Below are 26,878 nucleotides of genomic sequence, written 5' to 3'. Positions count from 1 at the left end.
CGTCTATACGTCGCCGGGGTGGACGAGGCCGGTGAGGGCGGCGAGGCCGAGGGCCAGGAAGTAGTCGCCCCAGACGAGTTCGTGCCGCTCGGCGGTGCCGGTGGCGGCGTCGTAGCAGCCGTCGAGCAGCCTCCCGTCCGTCAGGTGCGCGGTCACCAGGCGGTGCAGGACGGCGGTCGCGCGCCCGGTGAGCCGCTCGGCGTCCGCGCCGGGCAGCGCGGCGAGTTTGAGCAGCGCGACGGCGGTGATCGCGGCGGCCGACGTGTCCAGAGGGCCCGCGGGCCCGGCGGTGTCGGCGGGCGGTACGAGGGCGTCCCCCGGCGCGGGGAACGCGCCGAGCCACGCCGCCGCCCGGCGCAGCCGGTCCGGGCGCCAGGTCTCGCTGTCCGCGCGCGCCAGCGCGTCCGCGACCGCGAGCAGCAGCCAGGCGCGGCCCCGGCTCCAGCCGGGTGCCGGTTCGGCGAGCGGGCGCCAGCCGGTGCCCGGCGCGTACCGCCAGGCCATGGCTCCGGCACGGCACAGGTCCAGGTGCCGGTGGAGATGCGCGGCGGCCGCCTCCGCCCCGCGCGGCCCCGCCGCGGCGAGCAGCGGCACGAGCCCGGGCACGGCATCGGCCCGCGCCACGAGCCGCGGCCCCCCGAAGGCCGCGCCCCAGGGCACGAGCCCGAGCCCGGGATCGACCGCCTCGAGACAGACCAGCCCCGCCCGCGCCCTCAGCGCCTCGGCGGTGAGCCCGGGGTCGGCGCCCGGCGCGGCGTCGGTCTCCGTCGGCCCGACGGGCCCCGTCGACGCCGTGCCGTACCAGAGGATCAGGCCGCGCGTCGCCGTGTCCGCGTGGACCCAGTCGGCGAGCCGTGCCGTGCACCGCGCGGCGGCCTCGCGGTCCTCCGCCGCGCCCGTGTGCCGCGCGCGCAGCCACAGCAGGCCCGCCCAGAAGCCGCCGGTCCAGGCACCGCGCCGGGTCGTCGTCCACGTACCGGTCGCGGGGTCGGCGAACAGCGGGAAGCGGGCGCCGACCTCGGCCCGGGTCAGGGCGGCCCGGTCGAGCACGGCGTGCAGCGCGGGCCCGGCCCAGGCCGGCCCGGGCACGTCAGGCATCGCCCGCGCGGCGCCCCGCGCCCCGCTCCCGTACCGCCCAGGTCAGACCCACCGCGCACGCTCCCGCGAACTCCGCGGCGACCAGCGCCCAGCCCCAGCCGTAGCGGTCCGCGTCCGCGAGGACGCCGAAGACGGGCGGGCCCAGGGCGAAGCCCGCGAAGAAGCCCGCGGAGACGAGGGCCGAGTCCTGGCCCGCGCGGCCGGGTGCGGCGCGCTGCATGACGAGGACCATGGAGACCGCGTTGGCCGACACGGCGAACACCCCGACGGCGACCGCCGCGAGCCACACCAGCGGCCCCGCCGCCGCTGCGGCGGCCAGCAGCAGGGCCGCGCCGACCGCGCCCGCCGCGAGCCACCCCGGCAGCCACGGCGCCCGGCCCGGGGTCGCCGCCCGCGACCAGGCGACGCGCCCCGCGACCCCGGCCACGCCGAGCACCGCCACCAGCGCACCGGCGGCGCCCGGCGACAGATCGAGGCGGTGGGCCCCGTACAGCGCGAGGTAGGTGTTGACGGACGCGATGCCGCAGCCGAGCAGCAGCGAGAAGGCCGCGAGCCAGGCGACGGCACCGCGCGGCAGCAGCGAGAAGGCCCCGGCGGGCCGCCCCGGGGCGGCGGCCCCGGTCGCCCCGGGAAGCGTGCGCAGCGCCCACACCGCGGTCACCACCGCCGCGAACGCCGCCGTCCACACCGCCGCGCGCCAGCCGAGCCACCCGGCGAGCGCCGCGAGGGGCAGCCCCGCCGCGAAGGCCCCGAGCTGGACGCCCGACTGCTTCATGCCGGTCACCGCGCCCCGCCGCGCGGGCTCCACGGACGCCAGGATCGCCTTGTTCGTGGCGGGGTTGGCCAGCGCCTGCGGCAGACCGCCGAGCGCGACCGCCGCGAGCAGGAAGCCGGCGCCGGGCGCCGCGCCGATCAGCGCGAGCGCCACCGCCGAGAGCAGGAGCAGCGCGGCGAGGGCGCGCCGCGGCCCCACCCGGTCGACGATCCGGCCGCCGACGGGCGACAGGACGGCGGCGGTGCCGAAGCCGATCGTCGTGGTCAGACCGAGCGTCGTGGGCGAGACGTCGAGCTCGTCCACCAGCCGCGGCCCGAGCGCGCCGAGCAGGAACAGCTGGAGCATCGAGAACGCCATGGCGCAGGTGAGCAGTGCGGTCGGCACGCCTCGCGCCCGCGGGCTCGACGCCGTACCGACCCCGGCAGCCGGGCCCGCCGCGCCCGGATCCCCGTGCTCTCTCGCCACGCGCCCGCTCCCCCTGCTCGACAGTCGGCCGATCAGGAGTCGGCCGCGCGCCCGCGCCGGTTCCCGGCGGCCCGAGTGACCCGCGCCACACAGGGGCTCCGCGCGGAACATTCCGGACCCGCCCGCTGGCCGCGTCGGGCGGATGCAAAGATGAGGCCGCCATGTCTGGGGGCCGAAGCTGTCGCGCGATACGGGCCGCGGTGTTCGCGGCCGCCTGTGTGCTGCTCGCGGCCACCGGCCACGCCCTCATGTCGGCGTCCCCGCTGCCGTGGTGGGCGCTGCCGGGCGCGGGCGCCGCGACGTTCGCGGGCGCCTGGCTCCTCGCCGGGCGTGAGCGCGGCGTCCTGATGGTCACCACGGCGTCCGTCGTGGCGCAGGCCGCTCTGCACACGTGGTTCTCGCTGGCGCAGGCCGCGGCCCAGACCTCGGCGTCCGGCGGTGCCTCGCTCGCCCAGCAGTGGGCCCGCCATCTGCTCTGCGGAGCGGACGGCATGGGGACCATGTCGGAGGCGGAGGCGATCCGCGCCGTGACCGACGCGGGACTCGCCGACCGGATGCACGAGGCCGCCGGGCACACCCGGCACTCGATGGGCATGCAGGAGACGGCCGCCCCCGGGCCCGGCGCGCACGACATGGCCCGGATGACCTCCGCGGGAGGCCACGGCGGCGCGTCCGACACGGCCTCGGGTGCGATGGACTCGGCGTCGGGCGCGATGTCCGGCATGCACTCCGGGCACGACATGGGCGGCATGTCACCGCTCGGCATGCTCGCCGCGCACCTGCTCGCCGCGCTGCTGTGCGGCCTGTGGCTCGCGTACGGCGAGCGCGCCGCGTTCCGCATCGGCCGGGCCGTCGCGGGCTGGCTGGTCGCGCCGCTGCGGCTCGCCTTCCGGCTGCCGCCGCCCCCGCACCGGCCGCGCCTGCGCCCGCGCCGCGCCCACCGCGCGCGGCGGCTGCGACGGCTGCTCCTGGTCCACGCCATCACCTCACGGGGCCCGCCCCTCGGGATCGCTGTCAGCTGACAGCCGGTACCCCGGCCCGCCATGACGACCCCGGCCCGCGCGCGACCCGCGCCGCGCCGCTCCTCGTCGTACGCGCACCGGGCGTCGGCCCGCACCGCCCCACGGGGCGGAGCCGGGCCGTGCGAACCCCACACCGGCCGCACACCGTCGCGGCCGGATCCCGAACTCCGCACTCCGTACTCCGGATCCTGCAACTCCGGTTTCCGGACACCCGTAAGGACCTTCAGGCGATGACTGCTGCCCTGGCGACTCCACCTGCCCGAAAAATCCCGAAAGGCAAGCCCTGTCGACCGACGGGCCGCCGCACCGACGCCGCCGACGAACCCGTCACGCGGCTCGCGCTCGCCGCGCGCGACGGCGACCCGGAGGCCGTCGACCGTTTCGTACGGGCCCTGCACCGCGACGTACTGCGCTACGTGGCGCACCTGAGCGCCGACCCGCAGGCCGCCGACGACCTGGCACAGGACACGTTCCTGCGGGCGCTCGGCAGCCTGCACCGGTTCGAGGGGCGCTCGTCGGCGCGCACCTGGCTGCTCTCCATCGCGCGGCGCACCGTCGTGGACAGCCTGCGGCACGCGGCCGCCCGGCCCCGGCTCTCCGACCGGGACGACTGGCAGACCGCCGCCGAGCAGGCCCAGCCGCGCGGCCTGCCCGGCTTCGACGACGGCATCGCGCTCGCCGAACTCCTCGCGGCCATACCCGCCGAGCGGCGCGAGGCGTTCGTCCTCACCCAGCTCCTCCAGCAGCCGTACGCCGAGGCCGCCGCGGCCATCGGCTGCCCCGTCGGCACGGTCCGCTCCCGCGTGGCCCGGGCCCGCGCCAACCTGATCGAGGCCCTGGACGCGGCCTGATCCGGCGCTGATCCTGCACGACAGGAGGATCCTGCACGCCAGGAAGGGGGGTGACGCCCGGCGGCGTCACCCCCCTCTGCACACCCGCGGCCGGGCCCCTGCTCCGGAAAACCCGACCACGAAGTGTCGATCTACCTGTCATGACCGCACCCGTACCGCGCGGCTGCAATGGACGGGTGCTGACCGACCGGGCAACGACCTCCCCACCCCTGCGTACGCGTACGAGCGCCCCACCCCGCCGAGCCGTCTGGGTCGCGGGCTGGCTGGCCGCCGCCGTGTGGGCCCTGGGCTTCCCCCTCGTCTCCACCCTGGAGACGCACCGCGTGTGGGGGACCTCCGCGACGGCCGGGTACGCCGGTGCCGCGCTCGCCGCGTGGTGGCTGCCCCGGCCGCGGGCCCGCGCCCTCGCGCTGGGGTCCGCGTGCGCGGGCGCCGTCGCCGTACCGCTGGTGACGCTCCTGCTGACCGGCCGTGGACAGAGCGAGGTCGGGGTGATCGAGCGCTCGGGCGTCCTGCTCGTCCGCCAGGCCAGCCCCTATCTGACCGACCCCCAGAACGTGGGCGAGTACACGCCGTACCTGCCCGGGATGGCGCTGTTCGGACTGCCCCGGGCCCTGTTCGGCGACGACGCGCTGCCGCTGCGGGTCCTCGGGGACGCGCGGCTGTGGTGCGCGGGGGTGTTCCTGGTGTGTCTGAGGGCGGGCGTGGTGTGCCTGCGGACGGCCGCGCCGCGCATTGCCGCGAAGGGCGCCCCGCAGGCCTCGTACCGCACCGGTCTCGCCGTCCTGCTCGCCTCGCCCGTCGTCGCCCTGCCGCTGTGCGTGAGCGGCGTCGACCTGCCGCTCGCGGGCCTGTGCTGTCTGGGGCTCGCGCTGGCCGGGCGCGGCAGACCGGTGGCCGCGGGCCTCGCCCTGGCCGCCGCGTGCGCCCTCAAATGGACGGCGTGGCCCGCGGTGGCGGTCGCCGCGGCGCTGCTCGGCACCGTGACGGGGGCGCGGGCCGCGCTGCGCTGCGCGGGCGCGGCGGTCGCCGGGGCGGTGGCGGCCGCCCTGCCCAGCGCGCTGCTCGCGCCCGGCCCCATGGCCCTCCAGGTCCTCGCCTTCCCCGCCGGACGCGGCGACGTACCGACGCCCGCCGCGAGCCCCCTGCCCGGCCGTCTGCTCGCCGACCTCGGACCGCTCGGCTGGTACGCGGCGGTGGCGCTGCTCCTGTGCGGCGGAACCGCGGTCGCGGCGACGCTCGTCCTGCGCCCTCCCGCGACCGTGACGGCGGCCGCCGACCGCCTCGCGGCGGGCCTGTGCGCGGCGTTCCTGCTGGCACCGGCGGGACGGTTCGGCTACCTAGCCCTACCGGTGCTCCTGGTGGTGTGGCCACGGCTCGCGCACGGGCACGCGGCCGGACGCGAAGGTGACACGAAGGCGAGGTAGGGAAAACCCACCCCTGAGAACACCGGAAGGCCCGCTCCCGGAGCCGCCTCGTGCCGGACTACGCTTTTCCCGAGCGCGATCACGAACCACACACACGGTCGTGGAGCACGACACGCGGCGGGAGGCCGGACCGATGCCGGGGCACCCGCAGGACGGCCGGACCGACGAGACGGACGGCCTGACCGGCGAGGCGGACGGCCTGACCGACGAGACGGACGGCCTGACCGACGAGGCGGACGGCCTGACCGACGAGACGGACGGCCTGACCGTCGAGGCGGACGGCCGGTCCAACGAGGCGGACGCGCCCGCCCACGGCCCCGTCCCCGCCACCGGCCCCGTCACCGTATGGACGGCGATGCGACACCAACGACCGCACCGCTTCCTGCTCTCCTCGTGGCCCCTGCGCTGCTGGGCGTACGTGTGCGGCGGCCTGCCGCTCGGCCTCGCGGTCCTGCTCGCCATGCTGGTGCTCGTGGCGAGCGGGCTGCTGCTGTCCGCCCTCGGCATCGGCCTGGCCTTGCTGACGGCGGCGGCGCTCTTCGGACTCCCCGTCGGGCGCCTGGAGCGCCGCCGCCTCCGCCTCGTGGAACCGACGGCGCCGCCCCTGGCGAACCCGCACCGCCCCCTCAAGAACCCCGGACTCCGCGCGCGGCTGCGCACCCGGTGCGGGGAGCGGGCGACGTGGCGGGAGCTCGGCTACACGTGGCTGCTGGCCCTGCTGTTCTCCACCGCGGGCCTGGGCATGACCCTGCTCCTGCTCTTCGCGCTCATCCTCATCACCTCACCGCTCACCGTCTGGGCGCTGGCCCCGGAAGCGGTGATGATCATCCCGGGCCAGGCCGTGCCGCACCCCCTGGCAGCCCTGCCGTTCACCGCGGCGGGACTCCTTGCCCTGGCCCTGCTCGCCTACCTGGCGGGACTGCTGGCGGGCGCGCAGGTCCGCACGGCGCACTTCCTGCTGGCCCCCCGCGAGGACCCGCTCACGCGCCACGTCGTCGAACTCACCCGCTCCCGGGCCCGCCTGGCGGACGCCTTCGAGGCGGAGCGGCGCCGCATCGAACGCGACCTGCACGACGGCGCGCAGCAGCAGCTGGTGGCCCTGACGATGACGCTCGGCCTGGCCGAGATGGAGCTGGGCGACGGCAATCCGGCGGCGGCCGAACTGCTCGCGCGCGGCAGGGGCGAGGCGCGCCGCGCCCTGGACCAGCTGCGCGACCTGGTGCGCGGCATCCACCCGCAGGTCCTCACCGACCACGGCCTGGCGGCGGCGGTCACGGAGGTCGCGCTGCGCCACCCGGTGCCCGTGACGGTCGACATCGACCTGCCGCACCGCCTCCCCGAAGCGGTGGAGACGACGGCGTACTTCACCATCACGGAAGCACTCACGAACGCGGCGAAGCACAGCGAGGCCACCGAAGTCAGCGTCACGGGCGGCCTGACGTCAGAACGCCTTACGCTGAAGATCACCGACGACGGCCGCGGCGGCGCGGACCCCGCGCGCGGCACGGGCCTGACCGGCCTCGCCGACCGCCTGGCGATCCTGCGCGGCCGCCTGACGGTGTCCAGCCCCGCCGGAGGCCCGACAGAACTGACAGTGGAGGTGCCGTGCTCCGCGTAGTACTCGCCGAGGACGCCGTACTGCTGCGCGCCGGTCTCGTGGAACTGCTCACGCGCGGCGGCCACGAGGTGGTCGCGGCGGTGGGCGACGCCCCGTCCCTGATCCGCGCGGTCGAGGCCGAGCGCCCGGACGCCGTCATCACCGACGTCCGCATGCCCCCCGACTTCCGCGACGAGGGCCTGAAGGCGGCCCTCGAACTCCGGGCCCGCCACGGAAGCCTCCCGGTCCTCGTCCTCTCCCAGTACGTCGCCACGGCCTACGCGACCCAGCTCCTGACCGGCGACGGCGCGGGCCTGTCGGGCCTCGGCTACCTCCTCAAGGACCGGGTGGGCGAGGTGGCGGACTTCCTCACCACCCTGCGCCGGGTCGCCGCGGGCGAAACGGTCATCGACCCCGAGGTCGTCCGCGTCCTCCTGACCCGCCGCACCGAACCCCTCACCCGCCTCACCCCCCGCGAACGAGAAGTCCTCGCCCTCATGGCCCAAGGCCTCAACAACCACACCATCGCCCACCGCCTCACAGTCACCGAAGCCTCGGTCGTCAAACACGCCAGCAACATCTTCACGAAACTGGCCCTGGACCCGACGGAGGGCAACCGGCGGGTGCTTGCGGTGTTGGCCCACCTCCGGGGCGCACCGGAGGCAGGACCGGGGTCCTGAGGGCACATCAGCGAGACCGCAAGGACGGCTCGGCCATGAGCGCCACGGCCGAGGCCACGAGACAGCCTCGCACCGAGCCGCAAACCTGAATCGAGCCGTGGCGGCACCCGAGTCGGTGCAGCGGGTGAACTCCTCTGAACGGCCCCTGGCTGATCACGCCTTCGCTCCTGCCCTCGCATGACAGGACACGGTTAAAGTGATCGCGCGATAGCACCACACACGCTCAGGAGGGGCACAAGTGCGGGCTGACCCCCTGCCGATACGCGTGCCGGTCGGGATCGGATCGGAACGTTGGACCAGCCGTACAGCTCGCCGTCGGGTACTGCTGGTGATTCACAACGCCACTTCCGCGGGCCGCCTCATGGACGTGTTGCCGCTATTCCACGACGACTTCCGCGTGCAGCTCCTCATCACGTCTACCGGGTCTTCTGCCTTTCAGGGCGGAATCGAGGAACTCTCCGCCGGCTTGGGCCTTCCCGTGCTGCCTTGGGACCAAGCGCTTTCGACACCCGTAGACCTGGCGGTATCCGCGAGCTTCGGCGGAGAGATCTCCTCTATTCAAGGCAAACTATCCATTATTTCACATGGGGTTGGATACACTAAGAAGCTATCCAGGCCGGGAGCCGGGAGCCGGGAGCCGGGAGCCGACGTTCGGTCTGTCGCCCGAGTGGCTGTTGGCGGACGGCAAGCCGTTCATGGACGGCCTCGTACTGTCGCACCCAGAGCAACTGGACCGGTTGCGTCGCGCATGCCCAGAAGCCGCAGACGTCTCCGTACTCGGCGGCGACCCCTGCTTCGACCGGATGCTCGCGGCGCGCCCGTACCGCGACCGCTTCCGGCGGGCCCTGGGCGTGCGACGGGGCCAGCGGCTCGTCGTACTGAACTCCACGTGGAATCCCGAGGGTTTCTTCGGCAGCGGCGGTGACCACGACGTCTTTCCCGGCCTTCTCCCCCGGCTCACCGCGGAGTTGCCGGCCGACGACTACCGGCTGGCCGCGGTGCTGCATCCGAACATCTGGTACGGACACGGCCCCGGCCAAGTCCGCGCCTGGCTGGACCGGGCCCTGCGCGGCGGGCTGACCCTGATCGACCCCGCGCACGCCTGGCGGCAGGCCCTCCTCGCGGCCGACGCGGTCGTCGGCGACTTCGGCGCCGTCTCCTACTACGCGTCCGCCCTCGGCCTCCCGGTGCTGATGGCGGCCGGAGGAAAGGACCGGCTGGATCCCGAAGCGCCGCTCGCCTCCTTCGTCCGGGACGCACCGCGGCTCGATCCGTACGGCCCACTGCGTCCTCAAGTGGAGCGGCTGATGGCCGAGCACCGGTCGGCCGCCGACCCCGGAGAGTTCGTCACCTCGGCGCCAGGCGCCTCGGCGGCGCTCCTGCGGCAGCACTTCTACGCCTTGATGGACCTTCCCGAGCCCGCTGCCCCGGCTCTGCTGGAACCACTGCCCCTGCCTCCCTACGACCCGCCACGGCGGACCGCTCCACTCCGCGTACTCACGCGCGTCGTCGGCACCGACGTCGTGGTCGAGCGAGCCACCGAGCACCCCTACGACGCCGACGGTGACGTGCATCTCGCGGTGCACGAGGAGACCCGGGATCCGGGCAGCCTGGAACTCGCCGACGTCATCGTGCGGAATGGGACGGCGGACGACCCGCGCCTGGGCGGCCCCGCGGTGTGGACGGCCGAGACCCTGGCGCGGCATGCGCACTGCGCGCTCGCCGCGTACGTGAGCGGTCCGGACACCTGCACCGTACGCAGCCGGGAACACGGTCTGCTCCACCTGTCCGCGCTCCCCGGCGCGGACGCCGATCCGGCTGCGTATGCCTCGGCGCTGTGCGCGTGGCTGGCCGACGGCGGCGTGCCGCGCGAAGGCGCCACCACGCTCCAGGTACATGTTGCCCAGGGCACGCACCCGGTGGCCGTGACGGCCTGCTAGCGGCCGCCCTCGCCACGCGACCGGAGCCCGGCGAGGTACCGCAGGTGCGGAGCGGCCGCGGGGGTGAGCAGGCTCTCCGCCTCCGTGATCCTCGTCAGCGCTTCGGCGTTCTCGCCCGCGTCGAGGAGCGTCTCCGCCAGATCGGTGAGAGCGCGTGCCCGGTTGTAGCTCTCTCCCTGCTCCGCGAAGGAGTCCGTCGCCGACTCCAACAGGCGTCGCGACTCCGCCAACCGCCCCATCCCCCGCAGCGCACGCCCCTGGTGGCGCTCGACCAGGGCGAGCGCACGCGGCACGTCCCGCGCCCCCTCCTGCCCCGCGGTAATCCGCCGGTAGACGCGCTCGGCCTCGTCGAACCGCTCGGCGGCGGCCTCGTAGCGCCATTGGTAGAGGGACAAGAGGCCGAGCAACTCGACGGACGAAGCCTCGCCGCGTACGTGCCCTTCCGCGCGCTCACACCTGAGGGCCGCGCGCGCCTCGCTCTCGGCCTCCTCCCACTGCTGGAGCTCTCCCAGGCAGTGGCCGAGTTGGAAGTGGAGCCCGGCCGCGGTGCGGGAGCACGGCCGATGTTCGTCGGCGCACCTCGCCGCAACGCGCAGCGCGGGCAGCACCTCGTCCCAGTAGCCGGCCTTCAGTTGAAGCGGCCACAGGGCCCGAGCCAGCCGCAGCGCGGTCGTAAAGTGCTGGTACTCCACTGCCACGGAGACCGCTCGGACCACATTGCCCGCCTCCGCCGCGAGGGCCGCCACGCCCTCTGCCTCGTCGCGGTGGACGCCCCCGCCCTCAGGCGCGGGTTCGGTGCGCCAGCTTTGCGGCAGTGCGGCATGGGCCGCGTGCAGGGCGCGGTCGAGCAGGGAGTCGAGCACGCGCTCCACGGCGGCGGAGCACTCGGGGATGCCGTGCTCGAGGCCCGCGGTGTCCGTCAGGTAGCGCCGCACCTCGGGACGGAAGCGGTAGCGCTCGTCCCCCACCGGGTCGAGGAGTTGGGCCTCCGCTGCCTCGATGAGCATCCGCGCCGCGTCTTCGGACGCGGTGTCCGCGGCTGCGGCAGCGAGGCGGGCATCGATGGCGGGCCAACCGCCCAGTGCCGTCAGCCGGATGAGCCGCGCCGTCTCCGGCCGGAGACGGTCGCAGATGGTCTGGACGGAATCACGCACCGGATCACGCCCCGGCTCTCTGGTCCTCGACTCCGGAGCGCCCCGGCCCGTCTGCTCGGTCTGCTCGGTCTGGAGTCGCAGCGCCTCGGCCTTCAGCGCGAAGGCGTTTCCCTCACACCGCGCGAGCAGGTGCGGCATCCGAGCCTTGGCACGCGCGACGCTCTCCGGCCCGGCCACCTTCCGAATCAACTGCACCGCGTACCGGTCGCTCAGGGGAGGAACAGCGACGCGTTCGGCCTCCAGCGCGAAGGGCCGGCCGGAGACGATCACCAACAGGAAGACATCAGGCGTGGCCGGGACCAGACTGCGGACCTGGGCCGCCGAGGAGGCGTGATCGACGACCACCAGGGCTCTGCGGCCCGCGGTGAGCTGCCGATAGAGCTGTTCGCGGCCAGAGGCGGTGGGTGGCATCCGTTCCGCCGTGACGCCCATCTGCCGCAGCAGACGCAGCAGGACCGTGGCGGGCTCCGGGCCGGGCCCGTCCGAGGTGTCCCGCAGATCGACGTAGAACTGCCCGTCGGGGAATCGGGCATGAAGCGCGGCACCCAGGTGCAGCGCCACCGCGGTGGTGCCGATACCCGGCGGTCCGTGGAGCAAGGCCACGCGCGGTCTCCCGGCGGCCCGGCGCGTCGCCTCCCGCTTCAACTGCTTCAGGGCCTGCTGGCGATTGGTGAAGTCCCTTGACGCAGGCGGGAGTCCGGTCGTCGGCGTCAGAGTCATCGCCTGGCCGGGAAAGCTTCGTACGAGGAGCGCCCACTCACCTGCCTGCCGGGGGTCATGGCCCAGGCGCGCATGTACCTGGCCCGCCAGCGTCTGCCACTCCTCCAGGCCGGTCGGCAGTGGCGTCTCCCGCCCCAAGGTCCTCCTCGCCAACGCCCCGGCCGACAGGAGGGTCTGCTTACCTATCTCCCCCGCGGCGCCGTTCCACGCGGCCGTGAGAAAAGCGGTCAGCGCACTCAGCGCCACCGTCTCCAGCACCTCAGCCCCTCCCTCGTCACTGCCGGACTGTATCGCCACGGCTACAGCCCTGAAAAACCTTTGATCCCCCGTCAACTCCACATGGCGGAAAGGCCCCGTCACACGACGCGGGGTAAACCATCGCTCCCAGCCGATGACACAGGGCCCGGCACAGAAGAGAGCAGTTCCAAGAGAGTTCGCATTGCGCCAGCGGCACGAATCACGCTCCGCGTAACCAGCACTGGGCGCAGGGAGGTTCGCGACGGCCACGCGTTCCGCAACCGCTCCGCTCCTGCACGATCCTGTCGGGCGCGACGCTCACCCCTGGAGCACGTTCCTCAGTAGCAGAAAGCTCGTCGGCACCACTCGTACCCTCAAAAACGGCTGCCAGCAGGCCCCTACCACCTCCTCACGGAGTTCAGGCGTGAGACCAGCAGGTACACAGATCCACGCGCCTCCCTCCGTACCGGCGTCCCCCAACGCGTAGCCGCTCGACTGCAGGTCGAGGTGTGGTTCCTCCGCTACCTTCGCCCTCATGTCCGCCTGGACCGCGTCCAGCGCGCCTGGCTTCAGGAAGGGACATTCGCCCGTACGTCCCGCTGCGGCCTTCGTTGACAAGGCTCACCCCCGGGGTGCGCATGAAGGGCGCCTGCTCGAGCATCACCTGGAGCTCGCTGGGCTCAACGTCGCCATGGTCACGGCTCAGCTCGACAATGCGCTCCTCACCGAAGTGGCAGCGGTCGGCCAGCACCTCAGCGCCGTGACCGTCAGCACGGGATGCGCACCAGGGCGGGCACAGAGCAGTGATCTCCACGGGGCGACGGGTGGCGCGCCCCTCCCAGCGGTGGCTCGCCAAGGTCACGCCGGCGAGCGCGGCGGCGTAGCGGTACCTGAGCGCGCGCAGAGCTACGACGTACTCGTCGAGCTCTTCTACGACTTCATCCAATTGCGGCAAATCCAGTTCGCACCAGTCACCTGACATGCCGAACCAGATCTCCGGCTTCCGTCCCTCCTCCTCGGCCTCGGCAAGGAGAGCAATGGACGCGCACAGCGCGCTGGCCGAACGGAACTGGCTACGAGCCTCAGGACCTGCCCACTCGGTCAGTGCCCCTTCATGCAGGGCATGGTTTCCTTCGGACGTCTCACAACGCTGTGCACCACGGCGTTCGTCACGGGCGACGGGTCATTGTCCGGCGTGACTCCTCTTATGGGGTCTGGTTGTAGCCGTTTGCCCAGCAACGCTGGACGCGGAAGAGGCCCGGTTCAAGGAGCGCCACGGTAAGTGCCGAGCTGGGCCCTGGACCGTGAATGGCTCGCGCACCCTGCATCGCATCCGCTGCTGTCCCTTCCCTCGAATGAGCGAGGAGCAACCGAAGACGATCACAGAGACCACACCACCGCCGGGCTAAGCGTCTAGGACGGTGCACCCGGGACTGGTCCAGGGTGCACCCCTTCGAAAGAGGCAAGGGTCTTGCACGACCCAGGTGACGGCGAAACCGAAGACGACGAAGACGCCCATTAGCAGCCGCCCAAGAGCGTGCCAACTGAGCTCACGCTCACCGGACCGCTGCACCGCTCAGCGTCACGAACCCTCAACGCTCCACCGTACTCACGTAGTCAGCAGAGCGCCTGACCAGCAACACAGAGCACCCGACGACCCACCAGAACAAGCGTCAAGGTCTCGCCACACCAGGCGAAAGCGCAAGTCAGCGGCCCTTCTTAGCGGGCTCAAGGATCGCGACGCATTCAACATGATGCGTCATCGGAAGCATGTCACCCGGGTGGGCTCAGAGAAAACCGCAGGTCAGGTGCAGTCTCTCGTCTCCGCCTTGGAGCCACCAGGCGCGAAGAGCGTCAAACGAGCGTCACGGCGGAGAAAACAATGACGCCCAGCGACCCCAGCAAGGAGTGCACTAGGCGTCGTCCACCGTGGTCAGGTGCATGCTTCGGCACCCACACGAGGGACGCATCGATCCTTAGCAGCGTCGATCGTTTGGGACGCCCCATTCAGGCGGCACCTCGCTCAGGAAGCGGATGACGTACTCCCCGCTTACTTCGTTCCGGCCACCGGAAGCACGTACTCACCGGCGAGACGCGCCCAGTGCAGCGGGAGAGGCCGGGCGAGCGGCGGGTAGTCGTCGTGGTAACGCAGCTGGTGCGCGAGCGTCGCCCACTCCGCCGGCCGGTCGGGCGGGTCACCCGCACGCCCCGAGTCCGTCAGCGCCTTCTCCGACAGACAGCCGAGCACGGTGATCTCCAGTTGCCCGGGGTTCCACGCAGTCTTCCCGGGCGCTGTCCGGCCCTGTGCCGTGGGCACCAGCTTCATGAGCCCCTTCGGCAGTTTCGCCACCGTGTGCGGCTTCGAGGCCGTACTCGCGAAGACACGGCCCTCCGTATCCGCCGTCCCCCACACACCCTCGGCGAAGCCCACCCCGTCCTCGGTGTCGTGGGCGTACCACTCCGCCACTTCACCCCGGGCGTTGGCGTCCCGTACGAGCAGCACCCGCAGGTCGTGGCCGTAGAGCGTGTGCCGCTGGGCGGCTTCGGCCCCGAAGCCGAGCAAGTCGCGGTCCAGCGCACCGTTGCGCAGGCCAGGCCAACACTGGCGCAGATTGCCGGCGTCCGCCAGCAGCAGCGTCGGGCGGTCGCGGAGCTGGAAGAGCAGTGCCCGGATCTGCCGCTCGGTCTCCCGCTGCCTGTCCTGCTCCACGCCCGGGCGGGCAGTGGGCCGGGATCCTCCCGGGGCTGTCGAGTCATCGACGAGCTTCCCCGTGCCGGTCTCCTTCCCGCCGCTCGCCGCCGGTTCCCGTGCCTGGGAGAGCAGCAGCAACAGCTTCGGATACGGCACCCATTCGGCTCGTTCTGCGTCCCACCCCTCGATGACGCCCGGTCCGTCCCCGGGGCGCACCCGCACCGCCACCAGCCGGTGGACGGGGCATCGCGTGGGCCCCTTCCTGGTGTGGCGTACGAGCCAGAGCGCCGCGTACTGAAGGTCGCCCGGAATGCCGGCTCCCACCCGATGGGCGGGCGGGCTGATCGCGCCCAGCTGCCGGAAGGCGTCCAGCCAGGTCCACCTGGCCCGGTGTTCCAGAGCGCTGTCGGTGTCGTCGGGCGAGTTCACGAACTGGGTCAGCCGTCCCTGCCGTGCCCAGGCGATGCGCAGCGCGTGCTTGGGGTCGGAGTCCGGGACGGCGGCGAAGCGCTCCTTGCCGGCGATCTCCGTGATCACGACTCCGGCCCCGCCGAGGAGCGGGTCCGCCCGGTCCGCCACGAGCCCGCAGCGCCCTTCGATGGCCTCGGCCAGCCGGACGGCCCTGAGGCGCCCGCGGGCTCGGATGGTCGGCAGGGCGTCGGCCAAAGGTCCCGCGGGCCGGGCCCGGACGCGGATGTCGACCCCCTCGCACTGCCACTGCCAGGTCTCCCCGTCGGCCGACGGCACTTGCTGCCCGGCCGGAAGACCAATGAGCTTGGGCAGCTCGGCGAGCAGCGCCTCACGGGTTTCCGGGGACTGCCAGAAGACGTCGATCTCCAGGGGGCGGCCGTTCAGTGCGCGTGTCAGCGCCGCCCGCCGTTGCAGAGCCAGCTGGGCGTCACGGACGCTCGGGACGCGTCCGGCGCCGGAACGGGGCAGCAGGGAGGGTGTGTTGCTCCGGGTGACGCGCGTGAGGTCGGGGACCCGGGTCAGCAGGGGGCGCAGCCCTTCCTCGACCCAGGCGTCCAGATCCGCCCGCTCCCGTGGCATGAGCCCGGGTCCGACCTCGTGCGGGCCGATCGACGGGTGGTAGACGATGCCGGCGGCCACGTCCCCGGAGCCGTTGATCCAGCGTTCGGGGTCGGAGAAGAGCGCTTCGGGCCGGGGATAGTTGCGCACGATGTCCAGCTCGGGCACGAGCGGTGCGGGGCTGTGTCGGCGCCAGGCCAGTTCCTTCGACCGCCGGTCGTAGCCCAGCGTGTTCACCATCAGCCGGTGGCCCCGGTCCGGCCCTTCCGGCCACGGCAGTGGAGCGTCGAGCAGGACAGTCGTACCGCCGAGCTGGTGGGGGCGTACATCCAGTCGGGTGGCCCACCGGCGTACCTGGGTGGACACATGGACGCGGAACCGCGGGGCGAACGGCACGGTGTGGACGGTGATGGTGAGGCAGGCCGAGTAGTACCAGGTCTGCCGTCGGCGCTCGTATCGCTGAGGCGGCCAGGAGACAAGTCGCGCGCCGTCACCCGAGCTCTCGACGCGGAAGTGGAGTGTGGTGCCGCCCGTGCGGAACGTCCGGGCGGCCAGCCGGAAGGAGATCCACTCGGGCAGCAGGCTGTAGAGCCGCGCGGCGGGTTCGGCGGTTCCGCCCGCCGAGAGCACGCTCTCGGCGAGATCGATCAGTTCCGTCTCCCAGTGGGGCAGACGTACCGTCTCGGCCGGGTCACCGGAGCGGAGCCTCTCCTCGAGATCGGCGCCCTCCGAGTCGTCGTCCTCCCGGTGCATGCCCGCCGCCCAAGCTCCTACCACCGGGGCCAGCAAGTCCGGTGGGACGGCTTCCCGCGCGTAGAGCCACGGCAGACGGCCATCCGTCCCGGCGTTGCGGCCGGTCGCGATGACGCCTGGCGCCATCGCCTGGAGCAGGGAGTTGAGCCTGCGCACGGGGAGCCGGCGGGGGTGGACGGAGTTCTTGTCCGCCTCGGCGTGCATCCCGGCGAGCTCGGCGTGCAGGTCCTCGCCAAGCCGCAGCACTTTCATCTCCTCCCGCCAGGGTCCGTGGAGCGGGTCGGGTTCGTAGGCCGCGACGCGAATGTGGTGGTACACGGAATTACCTCCTGGGACAGGGGCTCGGCGCTTACGGGTGGGCGGGTACGGCGGCGAGCAGGCGGGTGAGCATGCTGCGCAGTGGCGCGTACAGGGCGCGGACGATGAACTGCTCATCCGCGGGCGTCATGCCGCCGTCGAAATACGGGTCCAGGACAGCGAGGACGCTGTGCAGCAGACTGGATTCGGGGGTGTCGGGCCGCGCCGGTACGGCGCAGCGGTTGGGGGCGAAGGCGGCGTCGACGAAGACCACCCGGGCCGGTACGCCACCGCGTACCAGTCGCCCGATCACCTGCCACAACAGGACCAGCATGTCCCAGGTGACCTGTTTTCGTACATCGTCGTCGAGACGGCTCCACGCCATCGAACGGGCAAGTACCTGGTACCAGTACGAACGGGCGAGGCGGCGGAACTCCTCCGCTCCTTCCTCGACGGTGAGTCTTTCCTGTACCAGGGTGGCGAAGTCACCGCCGGTGACGGCGCGGACGACCCAGTCGTTGACGGCATTGACGGCCAGGTGGAGGTCCTCTGGGTGCGGATGGGGCCGTGCCAGGAAGTAGACCGTGCCGATGGCCGCCTCGTCCTCGTCGTTGAGGATGTTGTGGCCGCGTTCCAGCGCGAGCAGGGGCGCCACCAGGATGTCCGCCTCGAGGTCCTTCAGGTGCTCGACGTCGCCCCGGCGCAGTGATCGGGCGTGGTAGGCGGACGGCGCCTCGTCCTCCGCGGTGATCTTCTCGTCGTCCGACACCAGGCACAGCACCTTGTTGCGCCAGCGGACGTTGAGGTTGTGCAGTGTGTCGGCCACCACACGTGCCTCGGCATAGCTGCCGACCAGTAGAAGGACCTGGTCGCGCCCTGGAGGAAGAGAGAGCAACTCCTGCTGGAGCGGACCACCTTCAGTGACCTCGTACTCGTCTCCGCCCTCACCTAGATGGCACGCGATGCGGCGCAACTTCTCCGGGCGGTCGTCCGGATCGGTTCCCGACATGCGCAGTTTCTCGTCGCCGTCGTCGATGAACTCGAAGCGCATGGAGCTCTCGTTGGCGATGCGTTCGGTCACCTCGGTCGGCGGTTCGATGACCACACCGACCGGGACGCAGACGTGGTAGCGGCTGGACGCGCCCGCCCAGCTGCTGCCCGACATGAGCAGCAAGTGGGCACCGGGCCTGCCGTCGACGGAGGTGAGATCGGGGATGGCGCGCAGCAGCTCACGTCCGACGCCGCTGCACCGGAAGAAGGTCAGTTCGCCACTGCGGACTCCGCCCTTGTCCTCACCCGGGACCCGGAACTGGAAGCCGAGCACATTGCCCATCGGGGCCTCAGGCACCATCGGGCCGTAGTCGAGCGGTCGGCGGTACATCGTGTTGAAGCCCAAGCTGAGGGCGGCCTCGACGCGGGGCCACATGGCGTTGATCATGGCGAGCCGTGGTTCCAGGGCGCTGAGCAACAGTGTGAACTCGAAGCGCTCCGCGAGTTGCTTCCGCCATTCCTCGGGAGTCTGGGGCGGAGGCTTGGGCTTCCTGCGGCGTCTGCGCTTCTTCCTCTGTTCCTCCTCCTCACGCCGCCACTCGTCGTACGCCTCTTGGTACTTCCGCTGCCGGGCAGCCATGTACTTCGGGTCGATGGCGAAGACCTCGTCCATGACCTCGGTGAGGCGGCGCCGGGTGTTCTCCGGGTTGCCGGTGTGGAGCAGTTCGTTGAGGAGGGCGGTCAGCCGGCTGAAGTCCTCCTCCGTCCTGCGGTGACGGTCACCGAAGGGGTTGTCCCGGAACGCGTCGAGCACTTTCCCGAGAGCCTCGCGGGGGGCCTGATGAGGGTGGTCCGGACCGCTGTCGTCGGGGAGTTCGTAGCGTTCGTCGAGTAGCCCCAGCTGGAGCGTCCAGGCGCTGAAGTAGCCTGTCCGCACCCACTTGCGCAGCTCGTACCCGGCGACGAGCATCGCGTACAGCCGGTCGGTGGCCGCGCCTGCGGTGTTGAGGGCGGCGGCGAAGGTCTCGACGTCCCGTTCGGAGAGCTGGGTGCGTCCGCCGGCCGCGAGTTCCCGGATCTTGTGCCGGCTCAGCTGGTCGATGAGGCCCTTGTCCTCGTCGCTGGCGAGGACCACGGCGGGTGCGAAAGTCCGGTCGAGCTGCATCTGGACACGGTCGGCCTCGTCGATGATCACGAGGTCACTACGGCGGCAGGCGAGTTCGAGGAAGCGGATGCGCTCGCCGTTCTGGGGGCGGGGCGGCTCGGCATCGATCAGTCCGGCCGGCGTGGCCACCCAGATCAGGGCGCCGACCAGGGTGCGAGCTCCGTGATGACGGGGACAGGCGGACCAGTACGGGCAGCTCGTCGCCCTCTTATGCCACTCGGAGTGCCGTCCGTCGCTCGGGTCACGCCGCAGAGCCGAAGGGGGTCGGAGCCGGGAGCAGGGTGCCTCACCGTAGGCGAGTGGTTCGGTCGTCGACGTGGCGCCCTGCCGTCTGACGTTGAGCAGGCAGGACGTGCCGAGGTAGGCGAAGGCGGGGTCGTCGTGGGCGAGCAGTCGGTGCTCGCCCCGGCCCGCCAGCCGACGGTGCAACCGCTGGGCGTGCCGCTCACGGCCCGAGGAGCCGAGCACGGGTGCGGCGGCGCCGTCGGTGTAGAGGTCGTAGAGCCGGACGAGCTTCAGCACCTCCGCGACATCGGTGACGACGATGGTGGTGCGCTTGCCCAGCTTGGCGAGATGGACGGCAATGATGTCGCGCAGTGTGCTCTTGCCTGCGCCGACGATGCCGAGCAGGTGCTGGACGCCATCGACCGTGAAGGCGAAGTCCTCGCCCTTCCTCGCCTTGTGGAAGGTCCCGTTCTCCTTGATGGACAGGTCGAACGACCGTAGCCGCTCCAGCCACCGTGGTGCCCGGCCCTTGCCGGAGCGAGCGTGTTGGGCGTCCATCTCCGCCGCCGTGCGCTCCAGGTCCTCCCTGGTGAAGATCAAGGGCTCGCCGCCGCCGGCCGGTTCCAGGTCCATGTCGTGGGCGACGAGGGGGATGCGGGGGACCGGTGGCAGGTCGACGACGGCCATGGTGCGACTGACGGGGAAGGCGTGCGGGCCCTGACCCGCGACCGGCAAGCGCCTGCCCGCCAGCGGCGGTGCGGCACGCAGCAGTTGCTCGTAGACGGAGAAGCGGTCGCCGGCGACGGAGAGATCGCGGCGGGCAGCGGGTGTCTCGGCGTCCGGCACGTCGTAGGCGCGCACCCTGGGGTCGAACCTCTGGTAGGTGTCCAGCGCCTCAAGCCAGGTACGACTCCGGCGCAGCGTCCACAGCGAGTACCTGGCGATACGCAGGGTCTTCGCCGCATCGGATGGCAGCGGTGCCCGGTGCGCCTCGGCGAACCCGTACCCGCTGAACAGCACCCAGGCGCTGCCCGCGGGGCTGCCCGGCATCATCTTCTGCTGGAGGTACAGGCCGAGTTCGACCTGGCAGAGGGCTTCCAGCGCGGGCTGGGGCACGGAGGACCCCAGAAATGCTTTGAGCGCGTTGAACACGTCGGTCAAGGGCGGGGTGATACTACGCATCGTCCTTCTCCTCTCGCCGGGCCTGTCCCAGGTCGGGCACGAGGTCCATGGGGGTGGTGAGCACCAGCCGGTCCCGCAGGAGCGCGGGAAGCGCATCGGTGAAGGCCTGCCGGTAGCCATCCCGTCCGGCGAGCGCGTCGGGGACAACGACGAGGGTGCGGTCCGCGAGGGGTGTGTTGTCGGTGAGATGGGCTGCGAGGAGCGCCGGCTGCAGGCGGTCGTACACCTGGATGTCCACGATGCGGGGCCCGGTGTCCCTGAGCCGGTAGGCGGGCAGAAGACCAGGCAGGGGCTCGTACGCGACTTCGACGCGCTCCAATGCCTCCCGGGCGGCTTCGTCGGTGCGATGCGGCAGTACGAGGTACCACCGCAGCGAGCGCTGCAGGATCCACGCCTGGTCCGGCTCACGGATGAGCCGCGGAGGGGCATCGCACGGGCAGTCCTCCCCCTCGCACCAGACTTCCGCGCCGGTGCCGGACGGTCCGGGTACGGGCACGGCCCTGTTCCGGGGCAGCGAGGGGAGCCTGCATGAGGGGCAGTACAGGAAGTCTCCGTCGACGAGCAGGAACTCGGGCAACGGAGCGTAGAGGTTCTTGACCCGGCTCCAGACCGCCCTGTTCCAACCCGGCGCGAAGCGGTCCTGCTGGTGGACGACCGGGTGATGCGCCAGGAACGCCCTGCACTGCCGGTAGCGCTCCTCCGTTCCACTCCGCGCGTGCAGGTCTCCGAGGAGCGCGCGGGCGTGGCCCGCCACGCCTCCGTCCGGTCCGTACGAGGCCACCTCGAGACACGACCGGGTCGGCATCCGGCCGACCCGGTGCACCAGCGTGGTGCCCGGCGAGACCAGGGAGGAGGGGACCGCGAAGAGTGGGTCGTCGGACGGCCTGGTCCGGCACCACTCCCACAGCTCCGGAAGACTCCTCGGCGGCGCCTCCCCCGCATCGAGGCAGCGCATCACCGTGTGATCCAGCGCTCGCTGGGCGAGGCCGGGGTAGGGCAGGGTGAAGGAGCGGAGCCCTTGGACCTCGGAGAGAGCCGCCACCATGCGGGCGAGTTCGCCGAAGAGGTCGCTGCCCACACCCTCGGGCGCCTCGCCGGCATCCGGCCGATCGGCCCGGCCGGCCGACCCCGCCCTCACGCCGCGGCCTCGCTGACGGACGACGCCGTGCACCAGCGGGCCATTTCGCACCGCTCGCAGGAGCGTCCGGGCCGGGCCGCGTACTGGTCGTCCCCGTGCCAGTCGGCCACCATCGCCCGCAGTACCTTCTCGGCTGTGACCCGATTGGCCGGGGCGAAGGGATCGATGATCTCCAGGTCGGCGCCGCCGGGGCGCAGCACCTCCAGCTCGACCCGCGCGCGGGACGGATCACCGCCCAGGTCACCGCGGGCGATCAGCACGACGGCCAGGGCCAACTGCGGATAACGCTCCAGCAGGGGGCGGTCGGACCGCCGATCGATGACGGAGGTCTTGGTCTCGCGCCACACCCATGACCCGGCATCCCGGTAAAGCAGGTCGGGCGCGGCCAGGACCACCACGTCGGCGGCTGTGTCGTGCCGCACCACCCGGGGCTCGGTCCGCACATCCCTACCGTCCCCGACGTACCGCAGCGGACAGACCGCGGCGTGCCGCCGCAACAGCAGCGCGCCGAGTGCGCGTTCGTGTGCGGGCAGGTCGAATCCCTCCGGTACCCACTCCTCGGGGACCTCGACCGTGCAGGGCCGAGGCGATCCGTGGGCGTGCCGCTCGGCGAGGTAGGCGTGCAGCGCCCGGCCGCGCTCGGCCGTCACCTCGCGTTCGACGGAATCCGCCGTGGGCAGGTGCAGTCGGCGCATATGGTCACGCGCCGGGCAGACTCCGTAGGCCCGCCCGTTGGTGACCGACCAGGTGCGGCGGGGCCGGTCGTGCGCCTCGATGCCCAGCAGTCCGGGCGCTGTGCGCAGGGCCGGGCACACCGACAGGTAGGGGCATCCGCCACAGGCGGACCCCGGGCGGTATTCCCGTCCGTCCAGTGCGCCGGCCAGGGCAGCGGGGCCGTGTTCGCGGTACCGGGCGCGCGCCTCTTCCCGGCTTCCCGCGAAGAGTTCCCGCGTACGGCCGTCGAAGAGCGCGAACTCCACGATCCGTACGTGCTCCGGCGGTGGCCCGGGGACGCCCTCGGCCAGCACCAGGGCGACGGCCGCGGTGAACCCGTCGGGCGGCAGGTCCCGCAGGCGGTGCACGGGCAGACGAAGCTCGCGGTAGGCACCGTCGGGGGAGGTCAGGCAACGGCCCCACACGGTAAGGCGGTACTCCTGGGCGTCGCGCGGGTCGGGACCGGACAGCCGGTAGCGGTACGTCCACGGCTCGGGCGCCTCGTGCAGGGAGCGTTCCGGGTCGAGGGGGAAGGCCGCCTCGTACAACGTCACGCCGTGCTCCGACCAGGTCCGCAGACCGTCGTGCAAGGGCCCGGTACGTGTCCGGGGCGGGTGGCCGGCAGGCCCCGAACGGATGTCGCAGGCAGCCATGAAGGGGCCCAGAGCGAAGTGCTCCAACCGCTCACGGCGCCGCGGTACGGGGTCAGTGGTGTGGTAACCGCGGGCTTTGAGAGCGTCAGCGGCGGGGCATCGGAACTCTCCCCCCTTGAACATTCCGGCGGATACCGTGATGACGTCGGTCGTGCGGGTCACCCCGTCGGGGGGAAGCCATGGCTGTGACATTTCATGCTCCATTTCCGTGCGGAGGAAAGGTGGATGGCCGTGAGGGAGATCGAGGAGGTCGGCGATGTGGAGAGGCGCTACGAAGTGCTGGACATGGTCGGCGACGGCGGCCAAGGCGACCTTTTCCTCGGGCGTGACCGCAACAGCGGCCAGAAGGTGGCGTTGAAGCTTCAGAAGGCCCGGGACCTCGGACCCGAGAGCGATTTCCACTGGGCCGGCGACGAACTCCTCAAAGAGGGATCACGCATGATGATGCTGACGGGGATCCAGGCGATTCCCGAAGTCATCGCCACGGGGACACACCGGCGACGTCGGTGCCTGGTCATGGAATTTGTCGAAGGGCACCAACTGCAGAAGGTCCTGTCGGCGGCCCTGCCCGTTAAGGATCCTGGGACCGTTGCGGCCGTCATTGGCCAACTGTGCGAAATTCTGGCAGAAGTCCACGACCGGAATCTGGTGCACTGCGATCTCAAGCCCGAGAACGTCATCGTGCAGCCGGACGGCCGCCTCCGGCTCATTGACATGGGTCACGCGGTCGTGGCGGATCAGGAGACGGAATACGCACGCGGCACGCGCGGCTGGGCCTCCCCCGAGCAGTCCGACGCGTGCCCGTCAGGTCTGACGCGGCAAGCGGACATCTTCGCACTCGGCTGCATCCTGCTGGAGATGACCGTGATGCGCCTTCCCTACGGCGGACAGGACGAGCGGGCGGAAGAAGGCACCCCGGTGCTGCCGGCCGACCGGCTCGCCAAACTACCCCCGGAGTACGCCTCCCTGGCGCTGTGGATGGTCCGGTGGAAGGCGGCGGAGCGCCCCGCGGATGTCCGTGAAGTGTTCGATCGGCTCCGCTGCTACCTACCCCCGCTCGGCTCGCAACGGCCATCGAAGCCCCTGCGCCCGGACCCGACCGAGTACTACCGCACGCATCCGCCCCGGCTTTGACGGTGAGCCGACGGCCGCCGCCCGGGCGGGTCACCTCAGCCCTTCCAGCCGCTCCCGGACCTCCCGCACCCCCTCACCGTCCATCAGCTCACGCAGCACGATGACTCTCTCCAACTCCCGCACCGCCCCGTCGGTGTCGCCGGCGGACACCAGGACATCAGCGAAGAGCATTCGTACCTTCTCCTCGTTGGGCCAGTTCTCCTGTTCGCGGTAGATGTCAGAGGCCTGCCGGCACAGGGTGATGGCCTCGTCCCGTTCGGAACGGGCTAGGTGCACCTTGGCCAGGGTGAACAGCACATCGGCCAGGCCGCTGCGTTCCGTCGTGCGCTCCACCACGCCCAGGGCGTCGGCGCACCGACGGAGCGCCTGCTCGTGCTCGCCCCGGTCGAGGTGGATCGCGCCAAGGACGTTTAGAACAGCCGCTTCCCCGACCCGGTCGGACACCTCCCGGCACAACTCCAGTGCACGGCGGAGCACTTCGTCCGCTCCCGTCAGGTCGTCCTGCTTGCGCAGGGTGAGCCCGAGCCGGTGCAGCGTACGGGCCAGACTCAGCCGGCCTTCCGTGCTGCGGTCCTCCTCGCTGAGCCAGACGGCCCTGCGCAGGTTGCCCACAGCCAAGTCGTACTCACCGAGCCGCCAGTGGGTCCCTGCCAGCGACCGGTAGACCATGGCGCAATCGACCGGGCCGGCGACGGTTTCCGCCGCCTCGGCGGCGTACCGGAGGTTCTGCCGCGCATGATGGAGCAGGCGACGGCGCCACTGGTAGATGACCAGGGCCATCGGAAGCAGCCACACGTACCGGTCGATACGCCGATTGATCGCCAAGTGAATGCCTCGCTGGACGGTGGCGTACTCCTCGTCCAGGAACGCCATCGCCTCCGCGAGGTCCGCGGGGTCGGTGACCCTGACCACTCCGGGCTCGTCGGCGGGCAGGGTGCGTTCGCGGTCGAGCACCCGGTCGCAGGCGAGGACGTTGTGCAGCTGGTGTTCCAGCACCTGTCGTACGGTCGCCCGCTCGATCTCCGCGTTCTCTCCGTCCGGCACCGGCCGCACGTGCCGAAGGGCGAAGGCCCGCACGAGGTCGTGCAGCCCGTAGCGGTCGCCGTGATGTTCCACCAGGTTCGCCGCCACGAGGTCCACCAGGGCCCGGTCGGTACGCGTCCCTTCGTCCACTGCCCGTCCCAGATCCATCACCGCCTCCCAGGAAGCGCTGGGCCCGGGGTGGACGGCGAGCTGCCACAGCAGCAGCCGGGCTTCCTCATTCAGCACGCGCACGGAGCAGTTGAGCGCGGCGCGGACCGACAGTTCGTGCTCGGGCAGGTCCAGGGTGTCCAGCTTCGCCCGCTCCAGCTCCTTCTCCATCTCTCGCACCAGGGCAGGGAGGGTGTGCAGCGGACGCGCACCGACCTCCAGGAGCCGGGCCACCACCACGAGGGCCAACGGCAGCCGACCGCAGAGGTGGACCAGCTTGCTGAAGGGCACGGCGTGCTTGGCCCGGTCCTCGGCTGACACTTTCTCCTGGAGCACCTCCAGCGCGTCCGCCTCGTGCAGCGGCTCCATCTTGCGGAACAGCACCCTTCTCTCGGACTGCAGCCGCAAGAGGTCGTTACGACTGGTGACGATCACGGCGCAGGTACCGTCTCCGGGAAGCAGCGGCAGCACCTGCTGGGCGCTGAGCGCGTCGTCGAGGACGATGAGCACCGACCGATGGGCCAGCGCCGACCGCAGCGCGTTGCTCTTGCTCTCCGTTCCGGTCACCGTGGTGTAGGGCGGCAGCGCGGCCAGAAAGCCGTCCAGGACCTCGTCCGGTTCGGCGGGCCGCACGTCTCCGTCGGCGAATCCGTTCAGTTCGCCGCGCAGCACCCCGTCGGGAAACCGCTCCCGCAGCCGACCGGCGAGGTTCTCGGCCACCGTGGTCTTCCCGACACCCGCCATGCCGCTGATCAGGACCAGCGCCAGATTGCCGGCATCCTGTCTCTCGCACACGGCGTCGAAGAGGTCGCCGATCAGCTCGTCCTGCCCGATCGGCTTGCGCCTGCCGCCGGGCAACTGGTCGGGAACGGGGGGCAGGAGCACCCCGCCCGGCCGGCGGCTCTCTCCCCGGACCTGGTCGATGGCGCACTGTACATCGACATCCGCTTTTCCGTTGCGCTTCTCCCACTTCTCGATGAGCCGCTCACGTTGGGACTCCGGCAGGTCTGCGTGAGCGAGCAGGTAGAACCGGAAGATCTGGGGCAGTTCCGGCGCGCGCTCGAACCACTTCTCCGTCTCCTCGCGCAGCCATTTGACCTCCATGGACCTGTGGGCCGCGTCCAGCCGGGCGTACACGGCGGCCATCAACTCGGCCCGTAGCGCCTCCCGACGCACGTGGAAGCCGGTCTCGGACAGTCCGTGCAGCGGTTCGTCCTCGCCGTTCCACTCCTCCAAGGCCGCGCCAAGCAGCTCGAACTGCGCTTTGCAGGTCAGTCCCTCGGCCTGCTTCACCTTTTCGCGAAAACGGAGCAGGTCGACGTCTCCCACGGGGACTCGGAGCGTGCAGTAACCCGACTTACCGCTATGGGGCACGCACTCCTGGCCCAGCCGCTTCCGCAGGTCGGCGACGACACGGTCAACCCGGACGCCGACATCCTCGTCGCCCTCCCAGAGGACATCGGCTATCTCCTTCCTGGTACACCGGCAGCCTGGTGAGGTCACTAGGAGGGCGAACAGGGCCGCCACCTTCGACCCTTCGACCGCCCTCCTGCCGCCGTCCCCTTCCGCTCGCACCGGGCCCAGCACGTACCCCTCCATCGCCCTCCCCCTCACCGCGCCGCAGTCAGTGATCCGGCCCCTCGCTGGCGCTCCTTCATCTGTGTGCCGCGCTGTGCCGCTTCACACGCGCTTGCTTCTTCACGCCCCTCGAGGACTCAGTTATCCCTCAGTTTCGGCTCTGCGGCCCCG

At 71.8% G+C, this 26,878-nt stretch carries 16 protein-coding genes; 7 read left to right on the top strand and 9 right to left on the bottom strand.

Annotated features, from left to right (window positions below):
* Positions 1 to 3: 3 nt before the first annotated feature.
* Complete coding sequence (locus CP982_RS31210; RefSeq protein WP_150513503.1) at positions 4 to 1,098, bottom strand: sugar ABC transporter permease; 1,095 nt, start codon at positions 1,096 to 1,098, stop codon at positions 4 to 6.
* A complete protein-coding gene (locus CP982_RS31205) occupies positions 1,091 to 2,230 on the bottom strand; it encodes an MFS transporter (protein ID WP_150515793.1) in 1,140 nt (379 codons plus the stop codon). Before CP982_RS31205 ends, CP982_RS31210 begins: the two co-directional genes overlap by 8 nt.
* Before the next feature lie 269 nt (positions 2,231 to 2,499).
* Between CP982_RS31205 and CP982_RS31200 the strand changes: the two genes are divergently transcribed.
* The 6 genes from CP982_RS31200 to CP982_RS31175 all read left to right on the top strand — a co-directional run bounded on the left by CP982_RS31200 (position 2,500) and on the right by CP982_RS31175 (position 9,855).
* Positions 2,500 to 3,360 (top strand): hypothetical protein, encoded by an 861-nt coding sequence (locus tag CP982_RS31200; protein WP_150513502.1) that lies wholly within the window; start codon positions 2,500 to 2,502, stop codon positions 3,358 to 3,360.
* A 230-nt stretch (positions 3,361 to 3,590) separates the two neighbouring features.
* The gene (locus CP982_RS31195) at positions 3,591 to 4,211 is read left to right on the top strand and encodes a sigma-70 family RNA polymerase sigma factor (RefSeq protein ID WP_184925279.1); all 621 of its coding nucleotides are present in this window, start codon (positions 3,591 to 3,593) and stop codon (positions 4,209 to 4,211) included.
* A 140-nt stretch (positions 4,212 to 4,351) separates the two neighbouring features.
* Positions 4,352 to 5,638 carry a glycosyltransferase 87 family protein gene (locus tag CP982_RS31190; protein ID WP_150513501.1) on the top strand — a complete coding sequence of 429 codons (1,287 nt, stop codon included), beginning with the start codon at positions 4,352 to 4,354 and terminating at the stop codon, positions 5,636 to 5,638.
* 355 nt (positions 5,639 to 5,993) lie between these two features.
* Positions 5,994 to 7,256 carry a sensor histidine kinase gene (locus CP982_RS31185; protein ID WP_150515791.1) on the top strand — a complete coding sequence of 421 codons (1,263 nt, stop codon included), beginning with the start codon at positions 5,994 to 5,996 and terminating at the stop codon, positions 7,254 to 7,256.
* A complete protein-coding gene (locus tag CP982_RS31180) occupies positions 7,244 to 7,915 on the top strand; it encodes a response regulator transcription factor (RefSeq protein ID WP_150513500.1) in 672 nt (223 codons plus the stop codon). The genes CP982_RS31185 and CP982_RS31180 overlap by 13 nt, the downstream gene beginning before the upstream one ends.
* 584 nt (positions 7,916 to 8,499) lie before the next feature.
* Positions 8,500 to 9,855 (top strand): hypothetical protein, encoded by a 1,356-nt coding sequence (locus tag CP982_RS31175; RefSeq protein ID WP_372503442.1) that lies wholly within the window; start codon positions 8,500 to 8,502, stop codon positions 9,853 to 9,855.
* Here CP982_RS31175 and CP982_RS31170 read toward each other — a convergent pair.
* The 6 genes from CP982_RS31170 to CP982_RS31145 form a co-directional block, all read right to left on the bottom strand.
* Positions 9,852 to 11,987 carry an ATP-binding protein gene (locus tag CP982_RS31170; protein ID WP_150513499.1) on the bottom strand — a complete coding sequence of 712 codons (2,136 nt, stop codon included), beginning with the start codon at positions 11,985 to 11,987 and terminating at the stop codon, positions 9,852 to 9,854. The genes CP982_RS31175 and CP982_RS31170 overlap by 4 nt on opposite strands.
* Before the next feature lie 397 nt (positions 11,988 to 12,384).
* On the bottom strand, positions 12,385 to 12,948 hold the full coding sequence (locus CP982_RS43260) for a DUF6907 domain-containing protein (protein ID WP_372503441.1): 564 nt from the start codon (positions 12,946 to 12,948) through the stop codon (positions 12,385 to 12,387).
* A 1,068-nt stretch (positions 12,949 to 14,016) separates the two neighbouring features.
* Complete coding sequence (locus CP982_RS31160) at positions 14,017 to 16,758, bottom strand: pPIWI_RE module domain-containing protein (RefSeq protein ID WP_212669199.1); 2,742 nt, start codon at positions 16,756 to 16,758, stop codon at positions 14,017 to 14,019.
* A 31-nt stretch (positions 16,759 to 16,789) separates the two neighbouring features.
* Positions 16,790 to 20,299, bottom strand: coding sequence for a pPIWI_RE_Z domain-containing protein (locus tag CP982_RS31155; protein WP_150513497.1), 3,510 nt, complete (start codon positions 20,297 to 20,299; stop codon positions 16,790 to 16,792).
* Positions 20,292 to 21,377: a pPIWI_RE_Y domain-containing protein gene (locus CP982_RS31150; protein WP_150513496.1), complete on the bottom strand. Its 1,086-nt coding sequence runs from the start codon at positions 21,375 to 21,377 to the stop codon at positions 20,292 to 20,294. Before CP982_RS31150 ends, CP982_RS31155 begins: the two co-directional genes overlap by 8 nt.
* Before the next feature lie 56 nt (positions 21,378 to 21,433).
* A complete protein-coding gene (locus CP982_RS31145) occupies positions 21,434 to 22,705 on the bottom strand; it encodes a PD-(D/E)XK nuclease family protein (RefSeq protein ID WP_229878693.1) in 1,272 nt (423 codons plus the stop codon).
* Between the two features lie 330 nt (positions 22,706 to 23,035).
* Here CP982_RS31145 and CP982_RS31140 point away from each other — a divergent pair, with 330 nt between their 5' ends.
* Entirely contained in the window at positions 23,036 to 23,938 is a 903-nt protein-coding gene (locus tag CP982_RS31140; RefSeq protein ID WP_170316517.1) for a serine/threonine protein kinase, read from the top strand.
* Positions 23,939 to 23,968: 30 nt separating this feature from the next.
* Here CP982_RS31140 and CP982_RS31135 read toward each other — a convergent pair whose 3' ends face one another.
* The gene (locus CP982_RS31135; protein ID WP_150513493.1) at positions 23,969 to 26,728 is read right to left on the bottom strand and encodes an AfsR/SARP family transcriptional regulator; all 2,760 of its coding nucleotides are present in this window, start codon (positions 26,726 to 26,728) and stop codon (positions 23,969 to 23,971) included.
* Positions 26,729 to 26,878: the final 150 nt, after the last annotated feature.

The sequence above is a fragment of the Streptomyces spectabilis genome (assembly GCF_008704795.1).
Classification (GTDB): domain Bacteria; phylum Actinomycetota; class Actinomycetes; order Streptomycetales; family Streptomycetaceae; genus Streptomyces; species Streptomyces spectabilis.
This window is presented reverse-complemented; position numbering and strand designations above follow the sequence as displayed.